The organism is Bradyrhizobium sp. A11, assembly GCF_042077125.1.
Lineage (GTDB): Bacteria > Pseudomonadota > Alphaproteobacteria > Rhizobiales > Xanthobacteraceae > Bradyrhizobium > Bradyrhizobium japonicum_B.
Genome location: NZ_CP149509.1, coordinates 4,935,776 through 4,959,734, shown reverse-complemented (window position 1 = coordinate 4,959,734; position 23,959 = coordinate 4,935,776). Strand labels below are relative to the sequence as shown.

The following is a 23,959-nucleotide window of genomic DNA, read 5'->3' as shown; positions in this document are numbered from 1 at the left end:
CTCAGTCTCCGGGCACGGCGTGGTAGAACGTGCCGGGATCGAGCTCGGCCGCGGGGCCGACGAGATCTCGGCCACCGATCTCGGCCAGCACGCGATACAGCACGCGCGCGTCCTGTTCCTCCTCGGCGATGCTCCGGCGTGGAATACCGTCGCGATAGCGTTCGCGATAGGTCTTGAGCAGGGTGGCATCGCTCGTGCCCGTCAGCGGCGCGATCTTGTCCCAGGCCGCATCCGAGCTGACCAGCAATTGCTTGGCCTTGCGGGTCATGGCGATGAAGCGCGCCACGGCGTCGCGATGGCTCGCGGCCCAATTCTCGTCGAAGACGTAACCGACCGCGGAGACGGCGCCCTTGGCACCCAGCTTCGGCAGAATGTCTTCGATGCCGGCGAGGCGCCTGAAACCCTTGGCTTCGAGCTGGGCACAGAAATTCCAGAAGTTGAGGCTCGCCTCCATCTCGCCGTCGAGCGCCTTGGCGGCGAGCAGGGGCGGTGCGCCATAGACGACGGTCGCCTCCGACTTCAGGTCGATGCCGTCCTGCTTCATGCGCGCCTGCAGCAGCAGCCAGCTCTTGTCGATTGCTCCGCCCGCGACAGCGAGCTTGCGGCCCTTCAAGTCAGCAAGCGACTTGATCGGCGATGACGCCGGCACCATCACCGCGCCGAGCGCACTGGAGTAAGGATAGAAGGTGAGCTTGGCACCGAGCGCCCGCTCGCGCGATACCCACAGCCAGTCCGACAGGATGATGTCGGCGCTGCCTGCGCGCATCGCGATCTTGCCGGCCTCTGTGCTCGCGAGCTCGGTGACCTCCAGCGCGAGGCCCGCTTCCTTGTCGAGCCCGCTGGCGCGGATCGCGGCCAGCTCCCAGGAGAACGTTCCGGTTTTCTGCACCGCAAGGCGGATGGTCTCCGCGGCGCGGCCGGGTGCCGCCAGCATCAGCGCCAGCGTCGCCGCGAGCGCCAACGGTCGACCAAGTGCCCTTGTCAGGCCAAGTGCCCTTATCAGGCCAAGTGCTCTCATCACCTTGTGAGCCGTTTCCTCTGACAGAGTGCTTTTCAGGACAATACGCATAGCATAGCTTTAGTCGCAACCAGCGGGAGGATGCGCATGAAACTGGCCGGACAGCTACGACCGATTGTCGCCGCATTGACGGTGCTGGCGGCGACGTCGTGCGTGGCGCAGGCCGAGGACGTCAATGATTATCCCACGTCGGCGCGCGCGGAGTACGTCTATGGCTGCATGAAGGCCAATGGCGAGAGCCGGCAGTCGATCGAGCAATGTTCCTGCTCGATCGACGTGGTGGCCTCGATCATCCCCTATGAGCGCTATGTGACCGCGGAGACCGCGCTCAGCATGTCGCAGGTGCGTGGCAATCTCGGCGTCCAGTTCCGCACATCGGAGCAGGCCAACACGGCAATGAACGATCTGCGGCGTGCGCAGGCGGAAGCCGAGGTGCGGTGCTTCTGACAGCGCATCATGCCAGCCGTACTCGTCATGCCCGGGCTTGTCCCGGCCATCCACGTTTTTTGGGAAGGCGTGCAGTTCGTGGATCGCCGGGCCAAGCCCGGCATGACGATCGAGAGACTTAAGTCCCCGGCTTCTCGACATCCCACTCGTTGCGGAACACGTGTCCCTCGGTGTCCCTGGCTTCCGCGCGGAAACGCTTGGCGCCGTTGGAGACGTAAGTGAAGCGCAGATTGGGATCTTCCGAGATTGAGATGCCGCCTTCCATCGACAGCACGGGGCTGTCGTCCTGCGTCAGCTTCAGCTGGTTGATGAAGAAGGCGGGAATATAGAGCTGCGTGACCTGGTCCATCTGCAGGCCGGAATTGTTGGGATGGCCGATCATGATCTGCGCTTCGCGGACGCGGCTCGCCGGCGCTTCCTCGCGCGCGAACTGCCGGTAGCGCATCTTGCCGAGCCGGCTGTTGGCTTCCTCGACATTCTTTCCCGCCGGCGCCGAGCAGCCCCCGGAGGCTTTCACGTAGACCTTCGAGACATAGAGCTGGCCGTCGCTGAGCTCGGCCACCGCGTGGACGTCGGTGTAATTGTTGACACGCACGCGCGTCGAGATCTCGGTGACATTGGCATCGGCGCCGAGCTCGAACTTCGCCGCCATCGGCGCCGGGTTACGGTCGATCACGAGCGTGATCGAACGGATCCGGCGGCTGTCTGCGGGCGACAGCTTGCTGCGCAGGGTCACCGGCACGATCGCCGCGTCCTCGGCGCGATACGGCATCTCGATGCCGATGACGGCGCTGCCGTCATTCATCGGCCGGCCATTGAAGATGTCCTGCACCAGGCCCGGCCAGGGATCGTAGGCTTCTTCGGCCTGCACCGGCATGGCAAAGGCGATGCCGAGCAGTGCGGCGATCAGGGGCAGGCGGCGTGTGCATCCCGTCATGGTCATGGTCCTCTGAGACAGCGAAGCCGATCTCGTTCCCGGATGTCAGCGGAGCCGATCTCCTGCTTATGTTAGCGCGCCGGCTACTCCCATTCAATTTCCGAGAATGCTGCAGTTGCGTTCCGGGCGTTGTAATCGCCGAACAGCTCCCAGCGCGGCCGCTCCTCGGCAGCCGCCTTGTCGGCGGCGGCCCGGATCGGCTCGCCTTTCTTGTTCGACGCGCGGACGTCGGACAGCAGCGTTGACAGGTAACGCCGTTCGTCGGCCAGCGCGGCTGGCCAGTCGCTCACGGGCCCGTGACCGGGAACGACACGCTGCGCCGGAATCGCCTCCAGCTCCTTCAACGTGTCGAGCCAGCCGCGGATGCTGCCGTCCATGACCGGAATGTGGCGGAGAAAGACGAGGTCGCCTGCAAACAGGGTCTTGGTCGTCTCGTCGTACACGGTGACGTCGTTGTCGCTATGTCCGGCCCGCCAGCCACGCAAGGTCAGGCGACGCGACCCGAGATCGAGCGTCATCGTGTCCGAAACCAGGAGGGTGGGAGCAATGATCCTCACGGGATCGATCAGCTCGCTACCCATGATGCGGCGAAAATTGTCGAGATAGTGGGACCCGCGCGTCGCGAGCGCCTGGGGCAGCTTGCCATGGCCGACGAAGCTTGCGCCGGCGGTGGCGAAGGCCGCGTTACCGAAGACGTGGTCGGGGTGGCCGTGGGTGTTGATGACATAGCGGATCGGTTTGGGCGTACGGGCTCGCACCGCCGCCAGCAGGGCCTCGCCTTCGCGCACGCTGCCGCCAGTATCGATGACAGCCACGGCATCATCGCCCACGATGAAGCCGACATTGGCAATGTCGCCCTCGTTCTCACGGCTCATCAGGGCAATGGTCCCGGAGTGTACGAAGATTCCCGGCGCGACTTCGCTCACAGGCAATTCGGCCGCCCCGGCCCGTGCTAGCGTTGCTGTCCCCAGCAGGGACAAGGCTGCGATCACTCGAGCGATGCGAGACACTTTTCCGCCTCAGTTCAAAGGATGGCCTGCATTGCACTGCAACAAAGGAAACCCAGCAGGGTCTGGCAAAACATGGCGCGTCATGCGTTGCATGGATAGCATTCAAACAAAACGAGGAGGAAGCGCGATGACGGAGGCCGGACGACATCGTCGCTGGTTGTTTTCACTGTGGGTCCTGGTTGCGTCCTGCGCGCTCGGCGACGTCGCCATCGCGCAGACCAACGACAGCGGCGACCTCTCGTTCGAGCTGGTCGACCCGAACGTGCTGCGCGTCTGTGCCGATCCACGCAATCTGCCGTTCTCGAACGAGAAGGGCGAGGGCTTCGAGAACAAGCTGGCCGAGCTGTTTGCGGACAGGCTCAAGAAGAAGCTCGACTACGTTTTCTTCCCGCAAGCCACGGGCTTCGTGCGGATGACGCTGGGCGCGCATCGCTGCGACGTCATCATGGGCTTTCCGCAGGGCGATGACGTCGTGCAAGGCACCAATCCCTATTACCGCACCACCTATGCGCTGGTCGCCAAGACCGGCAGCGGACTCGACGGCGTCGATACGCTGGAGGATCCGAAGTTGAAGGGCAAGCATGTCGGCATCGTCGCCGGCACCCCGCCGGCGACCAACATGGCCATCGCCGGCCTGATGAGCAATGCAAAACCCTATCCGCTGATGGTCGATACGCGCTACGATAATTCGGCGCAGGCCATGATCGACGACCTCGCGGCCGGCAAGATCGACGCCGGCGTGCTGTGGGGTCCGATGGCCGGTTACTACGCGAAGAAGGTCGGATCGCTTCATGTCACGCCGCTGGTCAAGGAGACCACGGGGCCGAAGCTGGTCTACCGCATCGGAATGGGCGTGCGTCCCGCCGACCAGAACTGGAAACGGCAGCTCAACAAGCTGATCCAGGAGAACCAGGGCGAGATCAACAAGATCCTGCTCGACTTCGGCGTTCCGCTGCTCGACGAGAGCGATCGGCCGCTCAATGCGGAGACGGCCAAGAAAACGCCGTGAGGCAGGCGCCATGAGGCGGCTTCCCGCCATTGCGCTCGTCGCTGCCGTGCTGGCGGCGCCGGTTCAGGCGCAGCAGCAGGAGCCATTCGAGCCTGAGAATTATCGCGCCGACAATTATCGCGCGCCGGTGCCGGCAACGCTGGCCGGCGCGCGGGTGCTGACCACGGCGGCAGCCGAAGCGATCTGGCGGGCGAAGAGCGGCGCGTTCATCGACGTGCTGCCGCGCCCGCCGAAGCCGAAGAACCTTCCGGAAGGCACGGTGTGGCGCGATGCGCCGCGCAGGAACATTCCGGGCAGCGTCTGGCTGCCGGATACCGGCTACGGCACCTTGCCGCCGGCCATGGACGACTACTTCCAGCGCGGGCTCGCTCGTGTCTCGGGCGGCGACAAGGCCGCGCTGCTCGTGATCTATTGCCTCGCCGATTGCTGGATGTCCTGGAACGCCGCCAAGCGCGCGCTGGCCTATGGCTATTCGAACATCGCCTGGTACCCCGATGGCACCGATGGATGGGAGCGGGCCAAGCTTCCGACAGAAGAGTCGCAGCCGGAACCGCGGCCGGAGCAGTAGGCGAGTGAGCGCAGTCCTGTTGCCTCTCCGCGCTTGCGGGGAGGCAAAGCAGGCGTCTACTGCTTCTGCAACTTCGTCAGGGTGCCGGTGCCGTTATTGTCGGTCGCAGAATAGTTCACCCTGTCGCCGGCATGAACGGCGTCCAGCATCGCGGCGTCCTTGGCCTTGTATTCCTGGAGCGCGCCGGCACTTCCGGTGCTGGCGCCGACCGTGCCCTTCTGCGTCTGCTGGATCGAGATCGTGCCGTTGAGCCGATCGATCCGCATCACCATGCCGGTCATGTCGTCAGCAACAGCGCTGGTTGCGAGCAGGCTGAGGGCCGCAGCGCCCGCCCAGATAAACTTGGTGGTTCCCATCGAGGCCTCCCGACGTCCTGGAGTTCACTTCGACAAGCCATCCTAGATCGATTTGGTTCCGCCGGATAGCCGCGGCGAGGGTTAACGATCTGACGCAATCGCGGGAACTTACGACTGCCGTCAGGGATGCTGACGCTATTCCATCTCCTGCTGAATCACGCGGCCGAGCGCGAACAGGCGTTGATCGATCGTGGTTGGAACCTCGCAGACGAACCGCACCACCTTGTTGCGGTCCTCGAAAATTCGGGTCTTCCAGATCAGCTCGTTGCTGAGCGCCTCGACCTTGGCCTCGTCACGCGGCGTGGCGCCCTGAAGCGCCTGGAGCTGGATTGCCTCCTCGCGGATCTTGTCGGCGGCCTCGCGCTGCTTGCGGCTGACGCGTTCGAGCCCGTTCATGACCTGCGAGCGCTGGGCGTTGAGGGTATCGAACAGGCCGGCGAAAAGCAGCTTTGCGTTGGTCGTCTTGTCGGCGGAAGAGGCAGCCAGGAAGTCCTTCACCAGCTTCGCGGCCTCGTCCATCGGGGTCTTGCGCGCCGACAGCTTTGCGACCAGCGCGGTGATTTTCGCGTCGTTCTTCCACTTGGTCTCGGCGTCGTCGAGCGCGGGCCCCGCCCAGACGGCGGCGAGCGAGATCTCTGGCACCTTGGCCTGCGTGCACGGCCAGTTGGGGTAGCGCGGATCGGCCGCGCGGGCGACCGTGCCCGACAGCGCGAGCGCCACAACAGCCATCGCCAGAACCTTCATCCTTCGCCTCCTGCGGGCCCCCGTCGCGCCAGCCCACGCGAGGGATCATAGGCCAGAATTGCACCGATCATGAAGACGATTGTGCAAGCTGTGACCACCGCCAGCGAGATCCAGTTGATCTGTCCGTAGAGTGCAAAACGTATCAGCTCGACCGCATGGGTGAACGGATTGGCCTCGCAGAGATAGTACAGATAAGGGCTGCCTTCCTGGACCCGCCAGAGCGGATAGAGCGCGGAGGAGGCGAAGAACATCGGAAAGATGACGAAGTTCATGACCCCGGCGAAGTTCTCCAGCTGCTTGATCCCGGAGGAGATCAGCATGCCGAGCGAGCCCAGCATCAGCCCGGACAGGATCAGCGCCGGCAGCACGGTGAGATAGCCCGACGACGGCGGGGTGATGTCCCAGAACCAGGCGATCAGAAGGAACGCATAGACCTGGAGCAGCGACACCGCGGTCCCCGCCAGCAGCTTGCAGAACAGCAGGAACCCGCGCGGCAGCGGGCTCACCAGCAGCGTGCGCATGTTGCCCATCTCGCGGTCGTAGACCATGGACAGCGAGGACTGCATGCCGTTGAAGAGCTGGATCATCGCCATCAGCCCGGGCGCGATATAGACCTCGTAGAGGATGTAGGTCTCGTAGGGCGGGATGATGGAGATGCCGAGCACCTGGCGGAAGCCGGCGGCGAAGATGAACAGCCATACCAGCGGCCGCACCAGCGCCGAGACGAAGCGCTCGCGCTGATGCAGGAAGCGCAGGCCCTCGCGCCAGACGATGCCGGTGAGACAGGTCATGTACTCGGCGAATGAGAAGCCACGCGGGGCCTCGCGCGCCGTGATGCTGCTCATGCGCCGCCTCCCGGCATCGCTTGCGCACCGGTCAGGCGCATGAAGGCGGTGTTGACGTCCTGCGCGCCGGCCTCCGTGACGACGCGGCTCATCGGCCCCCGCGCCAGCACCTTGCCCTGGTGCAGCACCACGAGGTCGTCGCTGGGCATGATCTCGTCGAACAGGTGCGTGGCCCAGAGCACGCCGATGCCTTGCTCCGTCACGAGCTGGCGGACCTGGCCGATGATGTCGGCGCGCGCCTTGACATCGAGGCCGACCGTCGGCTCGTCGAGCAACAATAGCCGCGGCCGGTGCAGCAGCGCACGCGCGATCTCCAGCCGCCGCATCTGTCCGCCCGAGAGATCGCGCACCTTGCTGCCGGCGCGCTCTTCCAGCCCGATGCGGCCAAGCAGCTCGGCGCTGCGCGCTGCAGCGTCGCTCCGGCCGATGCCGTGGAGTGCGGCGTGATAGAGCAGGTTCTGCGTCAGCGACAGGTCGAGGTCGAGCGTGCGGGGCTGGAACACCACCCCCAGCAGCCGCAGCGCCTCGCCGGGACTCTTGCTGATGTCGTGACCGAAGATGACGACACGGCCGGACTGGATGCCGAACAGGCGCGTGATGAGCGAGAACAGCGTGCTCTTGCCGGCGCCGTTGAGGCCGAGCAGGGCCGTAAAGCTTGCCGGCTGCACATCGAAAGAGACGTCGATCAGCGCCCGGCGCGACCCATAGGCATGGCTGACGCCGTCGATTGACAGCGCCGGCACCGCCGCCGTTTCCAGCCTCGGAGCCTCCTGTGGTTCGGGACTCGGCGCAGGGCTGGTCATGGCGCGATCGCGACGCCCCAGGGCAGTTCGCCCACCTGAATGGTTTTGATCACCTTCTGCGCGGCGACGTCGATGACGGAGACGTCGTTCGAGACGCCATTGGTTGTCAGCAGATATTTTTCATCGGGCGTGAACGCCATGTGCCAGACCCGCTGCCCGACCAGCAGGTATTTCGTCACCTTGCGCGAGGCGACGTCGACCACGGCGATGCGGTTGGCCGGTCCGAGCGCGACGAAGGCGGTCTTGTCGTCCTTGGTCATGCCGATGCCAACCGGCTGGATCGCCTCTTTCCGCAGGCCCGGAATCTCGAACGTGACCTTGCCGATCACCTCGTGCTTCCTGGGGTCGATGATCGAGACGGTGCCGCCGATCTCGGAGGACACCCACACTTCGGACGAATCGTGCTTGAATTCGGCATAGCGCGGCCGGGCATCGACCAGCACGTTGGCGACGATCTGGCGCGTGGCCGTGTCGATGAAATGCGCCATGTTGGTGGTTTCGGAGGTGTTGATCAGCGTCTTGCCGTCGGGGCTGATGGTCATGCCCTCGGGCTCGACGCCGACCTGGATGTCGCCGAGCCGGGTACGCTTCTCGAGATCGATCACGGTCACCGTGTTGTCGTTCTCGTTGGCGACGTAGAGGGTTTTTCCGGCCGCATCCTGGGCGAACAGTTCAGGATCGGGGCCGGAGGGCAGGCTGTCGACCACGACTTGCGTCTTGGCGTCGATCACCTGGATGGTGTCGTCGTCGCCGACCGCGACCATCACGAACTTGCCGTCGCGCGTAAAATCGATGCCGCGCGGGCGCTGGCCGACCTTGATGGTCTTGGTCACGGTCCAGCTGTCGGTGTCGATCACCGAAACCGTGTTGCTCTTCTCATTCGAGACATAGGCAACGAAGGCCTGCGCAGGCGCCGCTATGAGCCCAAGAGTCAGCAGCGACGCTGCTCGTAGCATGCGTGATATCCGCCCGCGGGCGGTCGTGACCTCCCCCGCTCGCGGGGGAGGGGGCGCAGCGTCGTCGCGGTGGCAGCTCGATCTCATCTCACATCGCTCACTTCAATTTGCATTTGCTCTCCGGACGATCATAGCCGAGCGTGTCGAGCTCGGAGACCTGGTGCAGGAACCCTTCCTGCGGCGAGACCGACACCACCATGCGGCCGTCGACCAGGAGGATCGGCTGGCGCAGCTGCAAATTCCAGTCGCGCAGGGTCAATCGCGTGCCCTTGAAGGCGGCGACCGAGAAATCCGGAGCCTTGATGAAGTCCGTGACCTTCTTGACGTCACCTGAATTGGTGCGCGAGGTGGCTTCGCCGATCATGCGCACCGCGGTCCAGGCCTGCATGTCGCGCGCGGTCATGCGCCGCGAATTCAGCTTCATGAAGCGGTTCTGCATCTGGATCGCGCCCCACTGGTCCTGCGATGCGTCCCAGCTGCGGGGCACGAGGCCGGCCGAGCCGGCGACGGGGCGCGGATCCCAGGTGCGATAGGGCAGGTAGCCGGCGAACACCTCGCTCTCGTCGGCAGCGACCAGCACGTCGTAGGCCGGCGCGCCTTGCGTGAACACCGGCATCTGACGCTGGATCAGCGTGACGCCGCTGTCGGTGCGCCGCGCGCCGCCCTTGTCTTCGAAGGTCTTCTCCTGCACGATCTTGGCGCCGAACCGTGCGGCGGTGCGCCGCAGCGCGTCGGCAAACAGCTTGTCCTCGTCGTGCGAGCCGACAACCAGCAGCCAGCGCGACCACTTCTTCCAGACCAGATATTGCCCGAGCGCATCGGCCAGCATTGCGCGCGTCGGCGCGGTGTGGATCACGTTGGCGCGGCAATCGGCCTCGCGCAGCCGCTCGTCGATCGCCCCCATATTGAACAGCAGCGTGCCGCGCTCGCGCAAGGCATCCGAGACTTTCAGCAGCGCGTCGGCCGGCAGGTCGGCGATGATGAAGCCGTTCTTCTCTGCCAGCGCGGTCGCGGCCTGCACCGGGTCGTCGCCTTCCTTGACGCGGCGCTCTTCCAGCGCGAACCGCTGGCCGAGGAATTTTCCGGTGGTGTTGTTGTCATCGATCGCGAGGCGGGCGCCGGCGACGCCGTCATTCTCCGCGGGCTGCTCGATCAGCGACAGCGTCGATCGGGGAGCGGCGAGGCCGAGATAGCCGACGCCGATCAGGACAGGCTCCGCCGCGAGCGCGCTCGTCGCAGCAAGACCAATGCCGATCAGGCCGGCCAACCATCGGATCATGTTTCCTCCGGACGATCTCCCCGGCTTGACCCCAGGTGGAGAATTGTCTCTGCTTCAAGCATGACCAATTTGTCAGGGCATGCAACCCCGCATTTCGTCCGCGCGCTGGCGGCGTCCGGAATCACGATCATGCGAGCATCGATGATGGTCGCCGCTTTGCTGTTGACGCCTTCGGTCGCGCGCGCCGACCCGCCGAAGCTGGCCGTGTTCGATTTCGAGCTGATCGACACCAGCCTGCCCGGGGAGTTCTACGGCTCCAGGCCCGAAGAGGCGCGGCTCCTGCGCATCAGCGAGCAACTCCGCAAGGAATTGACCGAATCCGGCCGGTTCCAGGTGCTGGACATCGCGCCGGTCAGGGACGCCGCCCGCCGCGCCAACTTGCAGGCCTGCGGCGGCTGCGATCTCAAGCTCGCCGGGCAATTGGGAGCGGAGCTCGAGATCACCGGCATGGTGCAGAAGGTCTCGAACCTGATCATCAACCTCAACGTCTATCTGCGCGACGTGAAGACCGGCGCCATGATCACCGCGGCGAGCGTCGACATGCGCGGCAACACCGATGAAGCCTGGACGCGCGCGATGAGCTACCTGATCCGCAACCGCTTGCTCGCGCCGAATTACGGCAGGCAGGAGTAGGGGACTCTTACCCTCTAGAGGAGGGTAAGAAGGCCTCACCCCTTCAGCTTCTCCGCATGCCAGTGCAGGTGATCGCCCATGAAGGTCGAGATGAAATAATAGCTGTGGTCGTAGCCCGCCTGACGCCGCAGCGTCAGCGGGATGCCTGCCTTGGTGCAGGCGGCTTCGAGCAGCTCCGGCTTGAGCTGCTCCTTCAGGAAATTGTCGGCCTCGCCGACGTCGACCAGGAAGCCGGAGAACTTGGCGCCGTCCTCGATCAGCGCCACCGTGTCGTGGCTGCGCCAGGCCTCCTTGTGCGGTCCGAGATAGCCGGTCAGCGCCTTGATGCCCCAGGGCACGAGCGAGGGTGCCACGATCGGCGCGAATGCGCTCGCCGCGCGATAGCGGTGCGGGTTGCGCAGCGCCACCGTCAGCGCGCCGTGACCGCCCATCGAATGGCCCATGATGGATTGCCGTTTGGCGTCGACGGGAAAATTTCCCGCCACGAGCTTGGGCAGCTCGTCCGTCACGTAGCTCCACATCCGATAATTGCGCGCGAACGGCTCCTGCGTGGCGTCGACATAGAAGCCGGCCCCGAGCCCGAAATCATACGCATTGTTGGCATCGCCGGGAACGTCCGGCCCGCGCGGTGAGGTGTCGGGCGCGACGAAGATCAGGCCGAGCTCGGCACAGGCCTTGCGGAACTCGCCCTTCTCGGTGACGTTGGCGTGCGTGCAGGTGAGGCCGGACAGATACCAGACCACGGGCAGGTTCGCGCCTTCGGCATGCGGGGGAACGTAGACCGAGAACACCATGTCGGTTCCGGTCGCCTGGCTCGCATGGCGGTATACGCCCTGCACGCCGCCGTAGGATTTGTTGGTCGAGACAGTCTGAATCGTCATGCCCTAGCTCCGTGGCATCTCACCACATCAACATTGCAACGCTTGTGTGAGCGAAAGTGTGGCGGCGGCCCGCGTCAGGCGACACCGCTGTCGATCGCCAACCGCACCAGCTCGACCGAGGTCTTCACGCCGAGCTTCTGGCGCATGATGGAGGAGGTGTTGGCGACCGTCTTGTACGACGATTGCACCAGCCAGGCGATCTCCGACAGGCTTTTTCCGGCGCTGAGCAGCCGCAGAATCTCCATCTCGCGCGCGTTCAGCTTTGACAATGGGCTTTGCGCCAGCGTCGGCCCGGCGAAGGCGATGCTGCGCGCGATCGCGCTCGGCAGGTACGTGCCGCCGCCGCCGACGGCGCGGATCGCCTCGACGAGGTCGTCGGGATCGCCGGTCTTGGAGACGTAGCCCTTGGCCCCGCATTCGATCGCGCGCGCGGCGAAGGCCGGGTCGTCGTTCATGCTGAACATGATGATGCGGGCCTCGGGCGCGCGTTCGAGGATGCGGCGCGCGAGCTCGAATCCGGAGACGGTCGGCAAATTGATGTCGATGATGCAGAGGTCGGGACGTTCGACGATGAAGACGCACTCGCCGTCTTCGGCGTCGGCGGCCTCCAAAATTTCGATCTCGCCCTCGTCGGCCAGCACGGCGCGGCAGCCGGAGGCGACGATGGGATGATCATCCACGATCAGAATGCGCATAGGCGTTCCCCGTGACAGCGTTTCCTGTGACGAACTTGCCTGCTCTGCGCCGCATGATACCGACCTGGGACAGGCGCGTGAGCGATGTGTCCGAGCTCGCCTCATGCAACCCGGCCGGGATTGCTGTACGCTTCCGATTAGATATCCGCCGCTCCGCCCCTGTCAACGTCATCGGACAGCGGCGGGCAGAGCTTCGCGAGGCACGAGCGACACCCATGTGGCAAAATCTATCCTTGCGCGGGCGCATCAACCTCCTGCTGGCGCTGCTGCTGGCGCTGGGGCTCGCCGTCAATATCGGCCGCCAGGTCGCGGAGGCAGGTCCCCGCGTGCAGGCCGAGGACCAGAGCGTGATCCGCCTCGCGCGCGAGTTCATCGAAATGATCGTGGCCGACCTCAACGAAGCCCCCGATCCGGACGCCAGGCTGAACCAGATCGCCCGCGATCTCAGCCGACTGCGCCATGTCAGCATCACGCTCCGGGATGCCGCTGGCCATCCGCTGACGGCGCCGCGGGCCGATGCCGATGCCGACACGCACGGGCCACCAGCGTGGTTCGTCAGCCTGGTTCACCCCGACCAGACCGCGGTGAGCGTTCCGGTGTCGATCCATGGCCGGCCCGGTTCGCTCCTGATCACCTCGCATCCCGATGACGAGATCGCGGAGATCTGGGACGGCATCGTGACCCAGCTCGAGGTCGGCTCGGCGATCGCGCTGGCGCTGTTCTTGTTGATGATGAATGTGGTCGGCCGGGCGTTGGCGCCGCTGCAGTCGCTGGCGGAGGCGATGGGGAAGCTCGAAGGCGGACATTACGAGGCCCGCGTCACGCCGGGCGGTGCGCCGGAGCTCGCCGCGATCTGCACCAAGCTCAACCACCTTGCCGCAACGCTTCATGAGGCGGTCGAGGACAAGCGCCGCCTCGCCGAGCGAGCGGTTTCGCTTCAGGATATCGAGCGCAAGGAGATCGCGCGCGAGCTCCATGACGAGTTCGGGCCGTATCTGTTCTCGTTGCGCGCACATGCCGGCGCGCTGGCGAAGCAGGCGGACGGACGGGTTCCCAATGCGGAAGCCGTGCGAAAACACGGCAGCGCCATGCTGGAGCAGATCAACGCCCTGCAGCAGTTCAATCGCCGCGTGCTGGAGCGCCTCCGCCCGGTCGGGCTCGCCGAGCTCGGCCTGCGCCAGGCGCTGGAATCGCTGTCGCGGCTGTGGCGGGAATCGCATCCGGATGTCGCGGTCGAGACCGTGATCTCACCCGCGCTCGGGCCCACCGGCGAGACCGCCGATCTCACCATCTACCGCATCGTGCAGGAGGCGCTCACCAATGTGTTCCGCCACGCCGGCGCGACCTCGGTCAATGTCGTCATCGAACCGGCAGAGCAGACGGCTCACGACGGCCGCTCCTGCGCCCGGGTGCGGGTCAGCGACAACGGCCGCGGCATGGAGCCCGGCCAGAAGCTCGGCTTCGGCCTCGTCGGGATGCGTGAGCGGATCCTGGCGCTGGGCGGCACGCTTAATGTCGTGTCCGGTGACGGAGGGGTGACGGTGGAGGCCTTGGTTCCGACGGCCGCGTCCTGATCCGAATTGATGTCGCGCGCCGCGCCGGGTCAATTCGAACCGTCTGCGCCGCCCGCGAGCTCGTACGCACGGCGGAGCAGGTCGCTGGTGCGACGGATCCCGAGCTTGATCCTCGCCTGCTTGACGAGCCGCGCGACGGCGCGCGGCGTGATGTCCAGCTCTTCGGCGATCGCAGAGTAGGCGTTTCCCTGGCCGAGCAGGCTGAGCGCCTCTCTTTCCCTGCGCGTCAGTGTGGCGGCCTTGCCGAATTCGACGTGATCGGGCAGGGGCACGCCGCGCAAATTGATCCGCTCGTCGACATAGCGATGACCGAGCCTGACCTGACGCACCGCCTTCGGCAGCTCGTCCGGTGCGGAGTCCTTCAGCAGATATCCGATGGCTCCCGCCTTGATTGCGGACGCGACGATGCTTGCGTCCGCATGCATGCTGAAAACCAGCACGCGCGCGAGCGGTGCATCCGAGGAGATGCGATGCAGTAGGTCGACGCCGCCCAGTGCTTCTCCGGGAAAGGTCAGATCCAGGATGACGACTCCGGGCCGGTGCTCCAGGAATGCCTGATAGCCGCTCGGCACATCACGCGCAGCGACGACGTCCTCGACGTCGCCCAGCACGACGCGGCACGCTTCTGCGATGATTGGATGATCATCGACGACGAGTATCGGGCTCAAATGGAACTCTCTGGTCTGCATCGCGCCTGATTGATGCAACGTTAGGCTTGAAACCATCTCCGCCGGCTGCGGCGCTGCCGCCGCAGCCTTGGCGCCGCGTCACTTCTTCGGCCGTATGGCGTCGGCCGTGCCCTGGATGAAAGCCTGAATCTTCACGACATCGGCTTCCGTCAGCTTGCCCGTGAAGTCCGGCATGCCCTTGTCGCGGAACGGTCCCTTGAACACGATGTTCTTGAGGTTGGCGATCTCCTCCGCCGGCACGTAGCCGAGGTTGCGGACGTTGCCGCCCTTGTCGACACCGGGCACGCCATGGCAGGTGGCGCAGGCGGCGACATAGAGCGCCGTTCCTTCCGGCACGTCCTTCGGATCGTATTTCACGCCCTGGATCAGGCCTTCGGTCTGGTACTTCACGAATTCCGGCAGCGGCGCCTTGCCGTTGAGCGCGAACGTGTAGACCGTTCCAGGGCTTTGCCGCTCGGTCGCGCGCTGTGCCATGCCATAGACACCGCCCCAGCCGACGGCAATCGAGACATACTGCACGCCATCGAGTATGTAGGTCGAAGCCGCCGCGACGACGCCGGTGCCGGTCGGTGTCTCCCACAGCGCCCTTCCGGTCTTGGCGTCATAGGCGACGAACCGACCATCCGCCGTCCCCTGAAACACCAGGTTTCCGGCCGTGGTCAGCGTGCCGCCGTTCCATGGCGAGGGGTATTCGACGCGCCAGGCTTCCTTCTGCCTGACCGGGTCCCACGCGATCAGGCGCCCGAACGGAAGACTCTTGGGCGGCTCTCCATTGAGGACGAAACCGACATTCCACCCGGTGGTGCCGCCGAATTTGCCCGGCGTTGCGGCATTCTGCTTGAATTTCTTTTCCGGAATGAGATTCACCGGCACGTTCTGGGCCGGCAGGTAGACGAGCCCGGTTTGCGGGTTGAACGACATCGGATGCCAGTTGTGGGCGCCGTAGGGCCCGGGGATGGAGTCGTATGCCGCATCGCCGCGCGCGGCCGGCACCTCGATCGGGCGGCCGTTGGCGTCGTAGCCGGTGGCCCAGTTCACATCGACGAAATTCTTCGCCGAGATGAATTTGCCGTTGGTGCGGTCGATCACGAAGAAGAAGCCGTTCTTGGGCGCGTGAAGGATGACTTTGCGCGGCGCGCCGTCGATGCTGATGTCGGCGAGGATCATCGGCTGGGTCGAGGTGTAGTCCCAGTGGTCGCCGGGCGTCTCCTGATAGTGCCAGGCATATTTGCCGGTGTCGGCGTTCAGCGCCACGATCGAGGCGAGATAGAGGTTGTCGCCGCCGGCGGGGCTGCGCACGTTCCGGTTCCAGGGCGAGCCGTTGCCGGTGCCGATGTAGACGAGGTCGAGCTCGGGGTCGAAGGTGATGGTGTCCCATGGCGTGCCGCCGCCGCCGTTGAGCCAATATTGGCCGGCGGGATCCCAGGTCTTGGCCGCCTTCTCCATCGACTCGTCTTCGAACGGCTTCGACGGATCGCCGGGCACGGTGAACCAGCGCCAGAGTTGGTTTCCGCTTTCGGCATCGTATGCGGTGACATAGCCGCGCGCGCCATATTCGGCGCCGCCTTGTCCGATCACGACCTTGCCGTTGAAGACGCGCGGCGCGCCGGTGATGGTGTAGGAATGCTCGTGGTCGATCAGCGTGTCCTTTTCCCAGACCTTCTTGCCGGTTGCCGCGTCGAGCGCGATCAGGCGGCCGTCATAGGCGGCCACGAACACCTTGCCCTTGTAGAGCGCGACGCCGCGGTTGACGACATCGCAGCAGCCCTTGTAGCCGAGTTCGCGGTTGACTTGCGGATCGAACGTCCAGATGCGCTTGCCGGTGCGCGCGTCGATCGCATGCACGACGCTCCACGAGGCCGTCTGGTACATGATGCCGTCGACGACGACCGGCGTCGCCTCGACTCCGCGCGAGGATTCGAGGTTGTAGGTCCAGACCAGGCCGAGGCTCTTGACGTTGTCAGCGGTAATCTGGTTGAGCTTCGAAAAACGCGTCTCGGCGTAGTCCAGGCCGATCGTCGGCCAATTGTTGGATGTCGCCGCATTGGCTTTGATGTAGGCGCTGTCGACCTGGGCAATCGCGGCCTTGATGCTGTCGGGCGTCAAGCTCTTGGTCGTGTCCTGCGCGCCTGCGGCGGCGATGGACGCGGCGACGCCAAGACTCGCGGCGAACCCCGTGACGAGGCGGCGGCGGACGCGCCGGACAAATAGATCTCGAACGGAAAAGCGTTCCCGCAGCCTCATCGTTTCCTCCGCCTGTCTTTTGCTTGCCGTAAAGGCACCCCGCCACGAAGGGCGGGGTGTTGAGTCTACGGATGAATGACTCGCGACCAGGTCGCGATGTCGCGCCAAGGATTGCACAGAGATCATCGGTCGGGTTGAGCATAAAGTCTCGCCGGCACCGGGAATACTTCCCGAGAGTCGAAGCAGGTCGACGATCGCGTGGCGGCTGGATCGGGAAGAATTCCCGATTTGATCGGGATTTCCTGCCGTGGAGAGGGCGGACCTTTTACGGCTGGCGTGCCGCGGCTTTTGGCCTGTACGTTGGCTTGAACGGCGGGGAACAAGATTGCCGAAAATGTGGGTGGAGACGGATGGGCGTTCGGGGTCTGGTCGTAATTTCAATCTGTACGGGACTGGTCGTGGCGACCGACGCGGGCGCCGCGCCGGATGAGCAAACCAACATCCAGAATTTGCCGCCGGTCGAGGTCGAGGCACCGCCGCCGGGCGTGCGGCGTAGTGCTCCGTCCCGGCCCGTCGCGCGCATCGGCGCACCGTCGTCCGCTGCGCCGAGGACCCGCCTTTACGTCTATCCGACCTCGCCGGGCAGCGGCAGAGGTCTCGACGTCGACAAGGTCCCCTCGGCGATTAACGCGGTCGACGCCGGCCAGATCAGGCGCGCCAATTCGCCGAACATCGCCGATGCCCTGCAGCAGCACGTGCCTGGCATCAGCATCAATGAGGTGACCGGCAATCCCTTCCAGCCCGATATCCAGTTTCGCGGCTACGTCGCGTCGCCGCTCGCCGGGACGCCGCAAGGTCTCGCCGTCTACCAGAACGGTGTCCGCATCAACGAGGCCTTCTCCGACATCGTCAATTGGGATCTCATTCCGACGGCTGCGATCCGATCAGCCGTCGCGGTGACCAACAATCCCGCCTATGGGCTCAATGCGCTCGGCGGTGCCATCGATCTGCAGATGAAGAACGGCTTCAACTATCAGGGCGCCGAGATCGACGTCATGGGCGGCTCGTTCGGCCGCATTCAGGGCTCCGCGCAATGGGGCAAGCAGATCGACAGGAACTGGTCCGTCTACGGCGCGCTCGAAGGCATTCACGACAACGGCTTTCGCAACTTTTCGTCGTCCGACGTGCGGCGCTTCTATGGCGACGTCGGATATCGCTTCGAGGGCAGCGAATTCCATCTCAATGGCGGCGTCGCCAACAACTCCTTGGCGGGCCCCAGTACCGTTCCGGCCGAATTGCTCCAGCAATATTGGGGCGCCACCTATACGACGCCGCAGACCATCTCCAACAAGGTCGGCTATCTCAACTTCACCGGAAAGGTGGAGGCAACGCCGACTTGGACGTTCGAAGGCACGGCGCGTTTGCGGCACTTCAAGCAAAGTACCGTCGACGGTAACCCGACCGATACCCTGCCTTGCGCCGACCCGACGCTGCTTTGCTTCGACGACGACGACGTCCCTGCGTTCGGCCTGAATGGCGTGCAGCTCGCCAATACCTTCGGCCCCGATGCCATCCTCAGCCAGATCGATCGCACCTCCACCAAGTCGACGTCGTTCGGCATATCCGGACAGGCGACCAACACGGATCAGCTGTTCGGTCACGGCAACCGCTTCGTGGTCGGCGCAAGCTACGACCTCAGCAAGACGCACTTCACGGGCAGCACCGAACTGGGAACGATCGGCACGAACTACGTCGTCACGGGCAGCGGCATATTCCTCGGTCAGTCGGGCGAGCCGACGTCGATCGGCCCGGTGTCGCTTCGCACCGTCAACCAGTATCAGGGCCTCTATGCACTGGACACGTTCGACGTGACGGATCGTTTTGCGGTCACTGGCGGCGGACGGTTCAACGCCGCCCAGATTTCCCTGATGGACCAACTCGGCACCGCGCTCAACGGCGATCATGCCTTCTACCGCTTCAATCCCATCGTCGGAGGCACCTTCAGGATCACGCCCGAAGTGACGGCCTATGCCGGCTATTCCGAGGCCAACAGGGTGCCGACGCCGCTCGAGCTGGGTTGCGCCGATCCGGCGAGGCCCTGCATCATCGGACAATTCCTGGTCGCCGACCCTCCGCTAAAACAAGTGGTGTCCAAGACGGTGGAAGCGGGCTTCCGCGGCACCAAGGAACTGCAGATCGGTTCGCTCGGATGGAAGATCGGCGCTTTCCGGGCCACCAATTACGACGACATCGTCGCGACCCCGATCCCCGGCTTGACCGGCTTCGGCTTCTTCCAGAACGTTGGTCGCACGCGCAGGCAGGGGCTCGAAGCCGAGGTGAGCGTGAAGTCGAACGTGCTGCAGTTCCAGGCGAGCTATGCATTCCTCGATGCGCGCTTCCTCGATGCGCTAACGCTGGGCTCGGATAGCCCGTTCGCAGACGCTGACGGCAACATCCAGGTCCTGCCGGGCAACCAGATTCCGCGCTTGCCGCGGCACCTCATCAAGGCCAGCGTCGAATATGCGGTGACCGACGTCTGGAAAGTCGGAGGCGACGCGCTCTTTGTTTCGAGCCAGTACTACGTCGGCGACGAGTCCAACCAGTTTCCACAGCTCCCGTCCTACGCCGTGTTCAATCTCCACAGCTCCTACCAGATCACCCGGAACATCCAGCTCTACGGGCGCGTCAACAACATCTTCGACAATCGTTACTCCACGCTCGGCACGTTCTTCGACAGGGAAGCGCTGCCGAACTTCGCCAACGGGGGAGCCGAATTCACCGACCCGCGCTCGCTCAGCCCGGCCAGGCCGCGCGCGTTCTATGCGGGGATGCGGGTGACGTTCTAAGACCTGATCCGGAGCAGTGCGCAGCGGCTTTCCGAGAAGCTCATGCTGAAACAATAGCCTGGAGCGTGATGACGATGCTTCTTCATCTCATCGCGCTCCAGATACTTTGGAAGTGCTGTCGTCTTCCCGTGATCGACCGTCCGTGCCGGATACACACCGGCGCAAACCGTCGCCTTCACTCCGCCTTCAGTTTCTCGATCGGTGCGGCCGCGGCGCTCGTCTGCCCTCGGCCTTTGGCCGCCCCCACGCGGCTGCGTCGTTGCACCAGATACTGATCGCCCAGCACTCCGGCCAGGATCACCGTTCCCATCACTGCGAAATTGAGCGAGCTCGGAATGCCCAGCAGGTTGACCAGATTCTGCAGCATCTGGAGCAGCACGGTGCCGAGCACGACGCCGATGATCGAGCCTTCGCCGCCGCGCAAGGAGCAGCCGCCGAGCACAGCGGCGGCGATGGCGTAGAGTTCGTAGAACGAGCCGTGCACGGCCGGCGAAATCGAACGGGTGTACATCGCGATCAGGATGGCTGAAAATGCGGTCAGCCCGCCGCAAATGACATAGGCCGAGATGATCACGCGGCTGGAGCGGATGCCGGAGTAGCGTGCCGCCTCCTCGTTCTTGCCGACGGCATAGAGGTAGCGGCCGAATACGGAGCGGTGAAGCACCACCCAGGCGATGATGGTCACCACGCCAAGCGCCACCACGCTGTGCGGCAGCGGAAAGCCGAAGACATTTGTGCGGCCGGCAGCCAGCCATTCCAGCATCGGAAAGCTCGCACCGAAGCCGAACCCCGCCGTGGAGTCCTCGGTATAATAGCGTGCCGCGCCGCGATAGATCAGGAGGCCGCACAGCGTGACCACGAAGGCCTGGATCCGCATCCTGGTCACCAGCGTGCCATGAACCAGGCCGATCAGGAGCCCGGCTGCAACGATCATCGCGGTTGCCGCCAACCAGTCGACGTCGTGATTGACGATGAGGTCGATGAACAGGACGCCCAGCAGCGCGATCACGGAACCAACCGACAGCTCGATTCCGCCGATGATGATGACGAAGGCTTGCGCGATGGAGAAGATGCCGAACAGCCCGACCTGGTTGGCCGTATTGGAGAGGTTGCCAACGTACAGGAATCTCGGATTGATGAGGGCGACGACGGTTCCGACCAGGAGGATCAGGACCAGAAGGCTCAGGTCTTTCTTGCTCAAGGTCCCTCCGGTCCAATTGCGTGACCGACGGCAAGCTGCAGCACATTGTGCTCGCTGAACTGACTGCGATCAAGGAAGCCCGAGATTGCGCCTTCATGCATGACCGCGATCCGGTCGCTGATCCCGATCACCTCCTCCATGTCGCTGGAGATCATGAGGATCGCGACGCCGGCGTCGGTGAGGCGGCGCAGCATGTCGTAGATTTCCTGCTTGGCTCCGACGTCAACACCACGCGTCGGCTCGTCGAAGATCAGGACCTTCGGCCGCATCGACAGCCATTTGGCGAGCACGACCTTCTGCTGATTGCCTCCCGACAGCGAGCCGACGACGGTCTCGACGTCGGGGGCGCGGATATTGAGACGCTCCCGCTGGCGCATCGCATTCTCGTGCTCGCGCGCCGTATCCACCAGCCAGAAGCGCGAATAGGACGCGAGATCGGGCAGCGAGATGTTTTCGCTGATCGAGACGTCGAGCAGCAGGCCCGAGCCCTTGCGGTCCTCCGGGACGAGATAGATGCCTTGCTTGATGGCGGCCCGCGGGTTTGCGATGCGGATCGGCTCGCCATCGAGCCTGATCGCGCCGCCCCGCAAACGGTCGATGCCGAAGACGGCGCGCGCGAGCTCCGTGCGGCCGGACCCGACGAGACCGGCAAGTCCGAGGATCTCGCCGCGGCGGACCGACAGGCTCACGGCGCGCTCGGGATAGGTGTCGGTGACGGCATCGACGATCTGGAGCACGCTATCCCTAGGTGGTGCGGCCGGGGGAACGTAAAGCGATTTCAGGTCGCGGCCGATCATCAGGCGGATCATCGCCGCCGGCGAGAGTTCTGCGCGTGTCAGTGTGCCGACCACGCGGCCGTCACGCAGTACGACCGCGCGGTCGGCGCACTGCATCACCTCATTGAGGCGATGGGTGATGAAGATGACGCTGACCCCGTGGGCTTTCAGGCCGGCGACGATCCGCATCAAGCGGTCGGTCTCCGTGAGCGTCAGGCTCGATGTCGGCTCGTCCATGATGACGAGGCGAGCATCGAGCGAGAGTGCCTTCATGATCTCGACGAGCTGGCGCTGCGCCAGCGACAATTCGGCGAGCGGTGCATCGGCCGCGAAATCGCAGCCCAGCCGGTCGAGCAGCGGAGCGACGTCGGCGTGCATGCGCTTGCGGTCGATCAGCCGCAGGGGCCCGCCGCGCACGGGCTCGCGGCCCATGAAGACGTTGGCGGCGACATCCAGATTGTCGAACAGGTTCAGTTCCTGATGAACGAAGGCGATGCCTGCCTTGATCGCATCCGTCACGGTGAGCGAGCTTCGCGCGGCGCCGTCCACACGGATGACGCCGCCGCTCGGCTCAACCACCCCGCCAAGCACGCGCATCAGCGTCGACTTGCCGGCGCCGTTCTCGCCGATCAGCGCAATGACCTCGCCGGGCGACACCTGCAAACCGACGCGGTCGAGAGCGACCACGCCTGGATAGCTCTTGCTGATGTCAATCAGCTCGAGAAACGGTTCTGACATGGCAGGCTGCGGCTCGGGCAGCGGGGATATCTGCTATTTCTTCAGCATCTGCTTCATCGAGGCCATGAAGTCGTCGACATTCGCCTTTTCGATGACCTTGCCGGGCACGATGATGATGCCGTTGGCCGGAACACCAGACTTGTTGCCGCCGATGTAGTTCGCCATCAGCTTCATGCCCTGATAGCCCCACTCGAACGGCTGCTGGACCACTGTGCCGACGATGCTGCCTTCCTTGACGCCGCCGAGCGTGATCGGATCCTCGTCGAAGCCGATGATCTTGATCTTGTTGAGCTTGCCGGCTTCCTTGAGCACCTCATAGATGCGCGGTGTATTGTAGGAGTAAAAGCCGACGAGGCAGCTCACATCGGGCATGGCAGCAAGGATGTCCTCGACGTTGCGCTTGGCGCGGGTCTGGTCGATCTCGTCGCCGCGGACGTCGACGAGCTCGACCTTCGAGCCTTTGATGGTCTCCTTCACGCCTTCGATGCGCTCGCGTGCATTGTCGGCGCCGGGCAGGCCGACGAAGCCGACGCATTTGCCGCCGTTCGGCAGCGCCTTGATCATCAGCTTTCCTGCCTCCTTGCCGAGATCGGTGTTGGAGGAGCCGATATAGGCCACGCGCTTGGATTGCGGCGCGTCGCTGTCGGTGGTGAACAGCACCGTCTGGGACGCAACCTTGTTGAGGTGATCGGTCTGGTTCTTCGGATCCACCGCGCTGACCATGATGCCGGCGGCGCCGGCGGCGACGAGGTCGTCCATCACGCGCTGCTGCACGGCGGCCGCAGCCTGTTCCGGATATTTGAACTGGAGGTCGTAGTTGGGCAGCTCGCCCTGCGCCTTCTTCATGCCGGCCTCAGCGATCTTCCAGAAGTCGGATGCGCCATTGACGACGAAGGCCAGGACTTTCTTGTCCGCTGCACCGGCCGAGCCGACACCCGCTGCTACCGCGAAGGCAATAGAGACACCTGCAACCAAGAGACGCTGCATATTATCCTCCCTAAGGCGGTCGGCCCTTGATGAAGGCCAACTCTGCTTGTGCCCAAATGCCATTCACCGACGCGGGGCCGGCGAGGTGAAATGAGGCACGTACCTCAAAGTAGCAGAAGCACGCCCGGCGCGCAATCGGAAGCAGCCGCCGCGGCGTCGACGGCGAACCCTTGCCCAATCTTGCCAATGGTGGGCCGCTCGCCGACCTGAGCTCGCTGAGCCCGGCCAGGCTGGGCGCCTTCGGACGCCGCCTCCGTTGCTCTTGCGGGAGTGCTCGCTGAGCTTGCAGAATATGCCGCCTCCGGCATGATAGGTTCGGAGGCCTGCTTTGCCGTGTCGTTGAAGAATCCGGATGCCGTCGCTGCGATCGTTTCAGCGCTTCGGCATGTCTACGGCGACGAGATCGCGCGACTGATGCTCGTCGAGGGCATGAGCCTCGCCGACCTGATCGATGCGATGTTTTCCGCGCCCTTGACGCACCGCGAGGCCGTTCGAGATATCACGGACGCATTGGACGATTTTGTCGTTTCACCGGACCTGGGCCTGATGTGGCACCTCAAGTACATCTATGCAGACGAGCCCGGTTCCCTGCACGTCGTGGACATGGAGATCGCGACGCCCAACGGCACGTTGGCGAGCAGGGACGTCTGGCTTCGCCTGTCCACCTAGAGACGATGCCGCCTTCGCGATGACTTGGCCCCGCTCCCGCGCAGCGCCGTCTTTACCAATCAGAAACCATCAAGAATGATCTGAAAACTTTAACGAAACTGCCCGGCGCTCTTC

23 protein-coding genes are annotated in these 23,959 nt (G+C 64.5%); 7 read left to right on the top strand and 16 right to left on the bottom strand.

The window, feature by feature from the left end; translation table 11 throughout:
* Nucleotide 1: 1 nt before the first annotated feature.
* On the bottom strand, nucleotides 2-934 hold the full coding sequence (locus WI560_RS23385; protein ID WP_375308890.1) for an ABC transporter substrate-binding protein: 933 nt from the start codon (nucleotides 932-934) through the stop codon (nucleotides 2-4).
* A 171-nt stretch (nucleotides 935-1,105) separates the two neighbouring features.
* Here WI560_RS23385 and WI560_RS23380 point away from each other — a divergent pair, with 171 nt between their 5' ends.
* Nucleotides 1,106-1,465, top strand: coding sequence for a hypothetical protein (locus tag WI560_RS23380; RefSeq protein ID WP_257175802.1), 360 nt, complete (start codon nucleotides 1,106-1,108; stop codon nucleotides 1,463-1,465).
* A gap of 118 nt (nucleotides 1,466-1,583) precedes the next feature.
* Here WI560_RS23380 and WI560_RS23375 read toward each other — a convergent pair whose 3' ends face one another.
* Together WI560_RS23375 and WI560_RS23370 are read right to left on the bottom strand one after the other, a co-directional pair.
* Nucleotides 1,584-2,402, bottom strand: coding sequence for a quinoprotein dehydrogenase-associated SoxYZ-like carrier (locus WI560_RS23375; RefSeq protein ID WP_257175801.1), 819 nt, complete (start codon nucleotides 2,400-2,402; stop codon nucleotides 1,584-1,586).
* 83 nt (nucleotides 2,403-2,485) lie between these two features.
* Nucleotides 2,486-3,412: a quinoprotein relay system zinc metallohydrolase 2 gene (locus WI560_RS23370; protein ID WP_375305042.1), complete on the bottom strand. Its 927-nt coding sequence runs from the start codon at nucleotides 3,410-3,412 to the stop codon at nucleotides 2,486-2,488.
* A 127-nt stretch (nucleotides 3,413-3,539) separates the two neighbouring features.
* On the opposite strand from WI560_RS23370, the gene WI560_RS23365 reads away from it, so the two are divergent.
* Nucleotides 3,540-4,421 (top strand): substrate-binding domain-containing protein, encoded by an 882-nt coding sequence (locus WI560_RS23365; RefSeq protein ID WP_375305041.1) that lies wholly within the window; start codon nucleotides 3,540-3,542, stop codon nucleotides 4,419-4,421.
* A 10-nt stretch (nucleotides 4,422-4,431) separates the two neighbouring features.
* Nucleotides 4,432-4,989 carry a PQQ-dependent catabolism-associated CXXCW motif protein gene (locus WI560_RS23360; protein WP_375305040.1) on the top strand — a complete coding sequence of 186 codons (558 nt, stop codon included), beginning with the start codon at nucleotides 4,432-4,434 and terminating at the stop codon, nucleotides 4,987-4,989.
* A 56-nt stretch (nucleotides 4,990-5,045) separates the two neighbouring features.
* On the opposite strand, the gene WI560_RS23355 is transcribed toward WI560_RS23360, so the two are convergent.
* The 6 genes from WI560_RS23355 to WI560_RS23330 all read right to left on the bottom strand — a co-directional run bounded on the left by WI560_RS23355 (nucleotide 5,046) and on the right by WI560_RS23330 (nucleotide 9,972).
* Nucleotides 5,046-5,345, bottom strand: a complete 300-nt coding sequence (locus WI560_RS23355; RefSeq protein WP_257175797.1) for a copper-binding protein — start codon at nucleotides 5,343-5,345, stop codon at nucleotides 5,046-5,048.
* A 135-nt stretch (nucleotides 5,346-5,480) separates the two neighbouring features.
* Nucleotides 5,481-6,089: a hypothetical protein gene (locus tag WI560_RS23350; protein ID WP_375305039.1), complete on the bottom strand. Its 609-nt coding sequence runs from the start codon at nucleotides 6,087-6,089 to the stop codon at nucleotides 5,481-5,483.
* Nucleotides 6,086-6,934 (bottom strand): ABC transporter permease, encoded by an 849-nt coding sequence (locus tag WI560_RS23345; RefSeq protein ID WP_375159314.1) that lies wholly within the window; start codon nucleotides 6,932-6,934, stop codon nucleotides 6,086-6,088. Before WI560_RS23345 ends, WI560_RS23350 begins: the two co-directional genes overlap by 4 nt.
* Nucleotides 6,931-7,737, bottom strand: coding sequence for an ABC transporter ATP-binding protein (locus tag WI560_RS23340; RefSeq protein ID WP_375305038.1), 807 nt, complete (start codon nucleotides 7,735-7,737; stop codon nucleotides 6,931-6,933). Before WI560_RS23340 ends, WI560_RS23345 begins: the two co-directional genes overlap by 4 nt.
* Nucleotides 7,734-8,693 carry a YVTN family beta-propeller repeat protein gene (locus WI560_RS23335; RefSeq protein ID WP_375305037.1) on the bottom strand — a complete coding sequence of 320 codons (960 nt, stop codon included), beginning with the start codon at nucleotides 8,691-8,693 and terminating at the stop codon, nucleotides 7,734-7,736. The genes WI560_RS23340 and WI560_RS23335 overlap by 4 nt, the downstream gene beginning before the upstream one ends.
* 97 nt (nucleotides 8,694-8,790) lie before the next feature.
* Nucleotides 8,791-9,972 carry an ABC transporter substrate-binding protein gene (locus WI560_RS23330; protein ID WP_375305036.1) on the bottom strand — a complete coding sequence of 394 codons (1,182 nt, stop codon included), beginning with the start codon at nucleotides 9,970-9,972 and terminating at the stop codon, nucleotides 8,791-8,793.
* Nucleotides 9,973-10,032: 60 nt separating this feature from the next.
* Between WI560_RS23330 and WI560_RS23325 the strand changes: the two genes are divergently transcribed.
* Nucleotides 10,033-10,605 carry a DUF3280 domain-containing protein gene (locus WI560_RS23325; RefSeq protein ID WP_375305035.1) on the top strand — a complete coding sequence of 191 codons (573 nt, stop codon included), beginning with the start codon at nucleotides 10,033-10,035 and terminating at the stop codon, nucleotides 10,603-10,605.
* 35 nt (nucleotides 10,606-10,640) lie between these two features.
* Here the strand turns inward: WI560_RS23325 and fghA are convergent, their stop codons facing one another.
* Nucleotides 10,641-11,486 carry an S-formylglutathione hydrolase gene (gene fghA / locus WI560_RS23320; RefSeq protein ID WP_375305034.1) on the bottom strand — a complete coding sequence of 282 codons (846 nt, stop codon included), beginning with the start codon at nucleotides 11,484-11,486 and terminating at the stop codon, nucleotides 10,641-10,643.
* A 74-nt stretch (nucleotides 11,487-11,560) separates the two neighbouring features.
* Nucleotides 11,561-12,181, bottom strand: coding sequence for a response regulator transcription factor (locus tag WI560_RS23315; protein WP_018320706.1), 621 nt, complete (start codon nucleotides 12,179-12,181; stop codon nucleotides 11,561-11,563).
* A gap of 215 nt (nucleotides 12,182-12,396) precedes the next feature.
* Here WI560_RS23315 and WI560_RS23310 point away from each other — a divergent pair, with 215 nt between their 5' ends.
* Nucleotides 12,397-13,755: a histidine kinase gene (locus tag WI560_RS23310; protein WP_375305033.1), complete on the top strand. Its 1,359-nt coding sequence runs from the start codon at nucleotides 12,397-12,399 to the stop codon at nucleotides 13,753-13,755.
* 29 nt (nucleotides 13,756-13,784) lie between these two features.
* On the opposite strand, the gene WI560_RS23305 is transcribed toward WI560_RS23310, so the two are convergent.
* Both WI560_RS23305 and WI560_RS23300 read right to left on the bottom strand, forming a co-directional pair.
* Nucleotides 13,785-14,444: a response regulator transcription factor gene (locus tag WI560_RS23305; protein WP_049820334.1), complete on the bottom strand. Its 660-nt coding sequence runs from the start codon at nucleotides 14,442-14,444 to the stop codon at nucleotides 13,785-13,787.
* 78 nt (nucleotides 14,445-14,522) lie between these two features.
* A complete protein-coding gene (locus WI560_RS23300) occupies nucleotides 14,523-16,688 on the bottom strand; it encodes a PQQ-dependent dehydrogenase, methanol/ethanol family (protein WP_375305032.1) in 2,166 nt (721 codons plus the stop codon).
* A 350-nt stretch (nucleotides 16,689-17,038) separates the two neighbouring features.
* On the opposite strand from WI560_RS23300, the gene WI560_RS23295 reads away from it, so the two are divergent.
* Entirely contained in the window at nucleotides 17,039-19,474 is a 2,436-nt protein-coding gene (locus WI560_RS23295) for a TonB-dependent receptor (protein ID WP_375305031.1), read from the top strand.
* Nucleotides 19,475-19,649: 175 nt separating this feature from the next.
* On the opposite strand, the gene WI560_RS23290 is transcribed toward WI560_RS23295, so the two are convergent.
* Genes WI560_RS23290 through WI560_RS23280 form a run of 3 tightly spaced genes read right to left on the bottom strand, consistent with a single transcriptional unit; the run spans nucleotide 19,650 to nucleotide 23,176 of the window.
* The gene (locus tag WI560_RS23290; RefSeq protein WP_375305030.1) at nucleotides 19,650-20,675 is read right to left on the bottom strand and encodes an ABC transporter permease; all 1,026 of its coding nucleotides are present in this window, start codon (nucleotides 20,673-20,675) and stop codon (nucleotides 19,650-19,652) included.
* Nucleotides 20,672-22,189 (bottom strand): sugar ABC transporter ATP-binding protein, encoded by a 1,518-nt coding sequence (locus tag WI560_RS23285; protein ID WP_375305029.1) that lies wholly within the window; start codon nucleotides 22,187-22,189, stop codon nucleotides 20,672-20,674. Before WI560_RS23285 ends, WI560_RS23290 begins: the two co-directional genes overlap by 4 nt.
* Before the next feature lie 33 nt (nucleotides 22,190-22,222).
* On the bottom strand, nucleotides 22,223-23,176 hold the full coding sequence (locus WI560_RS23280; RefSeq protein ID WP_257175784.1) for a sugar-binding protein: 954 nt from the start codon (nucleotides 23,174-23,176) through the stop codon (nucleotides 22,223-22,225).
* A gap of 306 nt (nucleotides 23,177-23,482) precedes the next feature.
* On the opposite strand from WI560_RS23280, the gene WI560_RS23275 reads away from it, so the two are divergent.
* Nucleotides 23,483-23,845: a hypothetical protein gene (locus WI560_RS23275; protein WP_375305028.1), complete on the top strand. Its 363-nt coding sequence runs from the start codon at nucleotides 23,483-23,485 to the stop codon at nucleotides 23,843-23,845.
* Nucleotides 23,846-23,959: the final 114 nt, after the last annotated feature.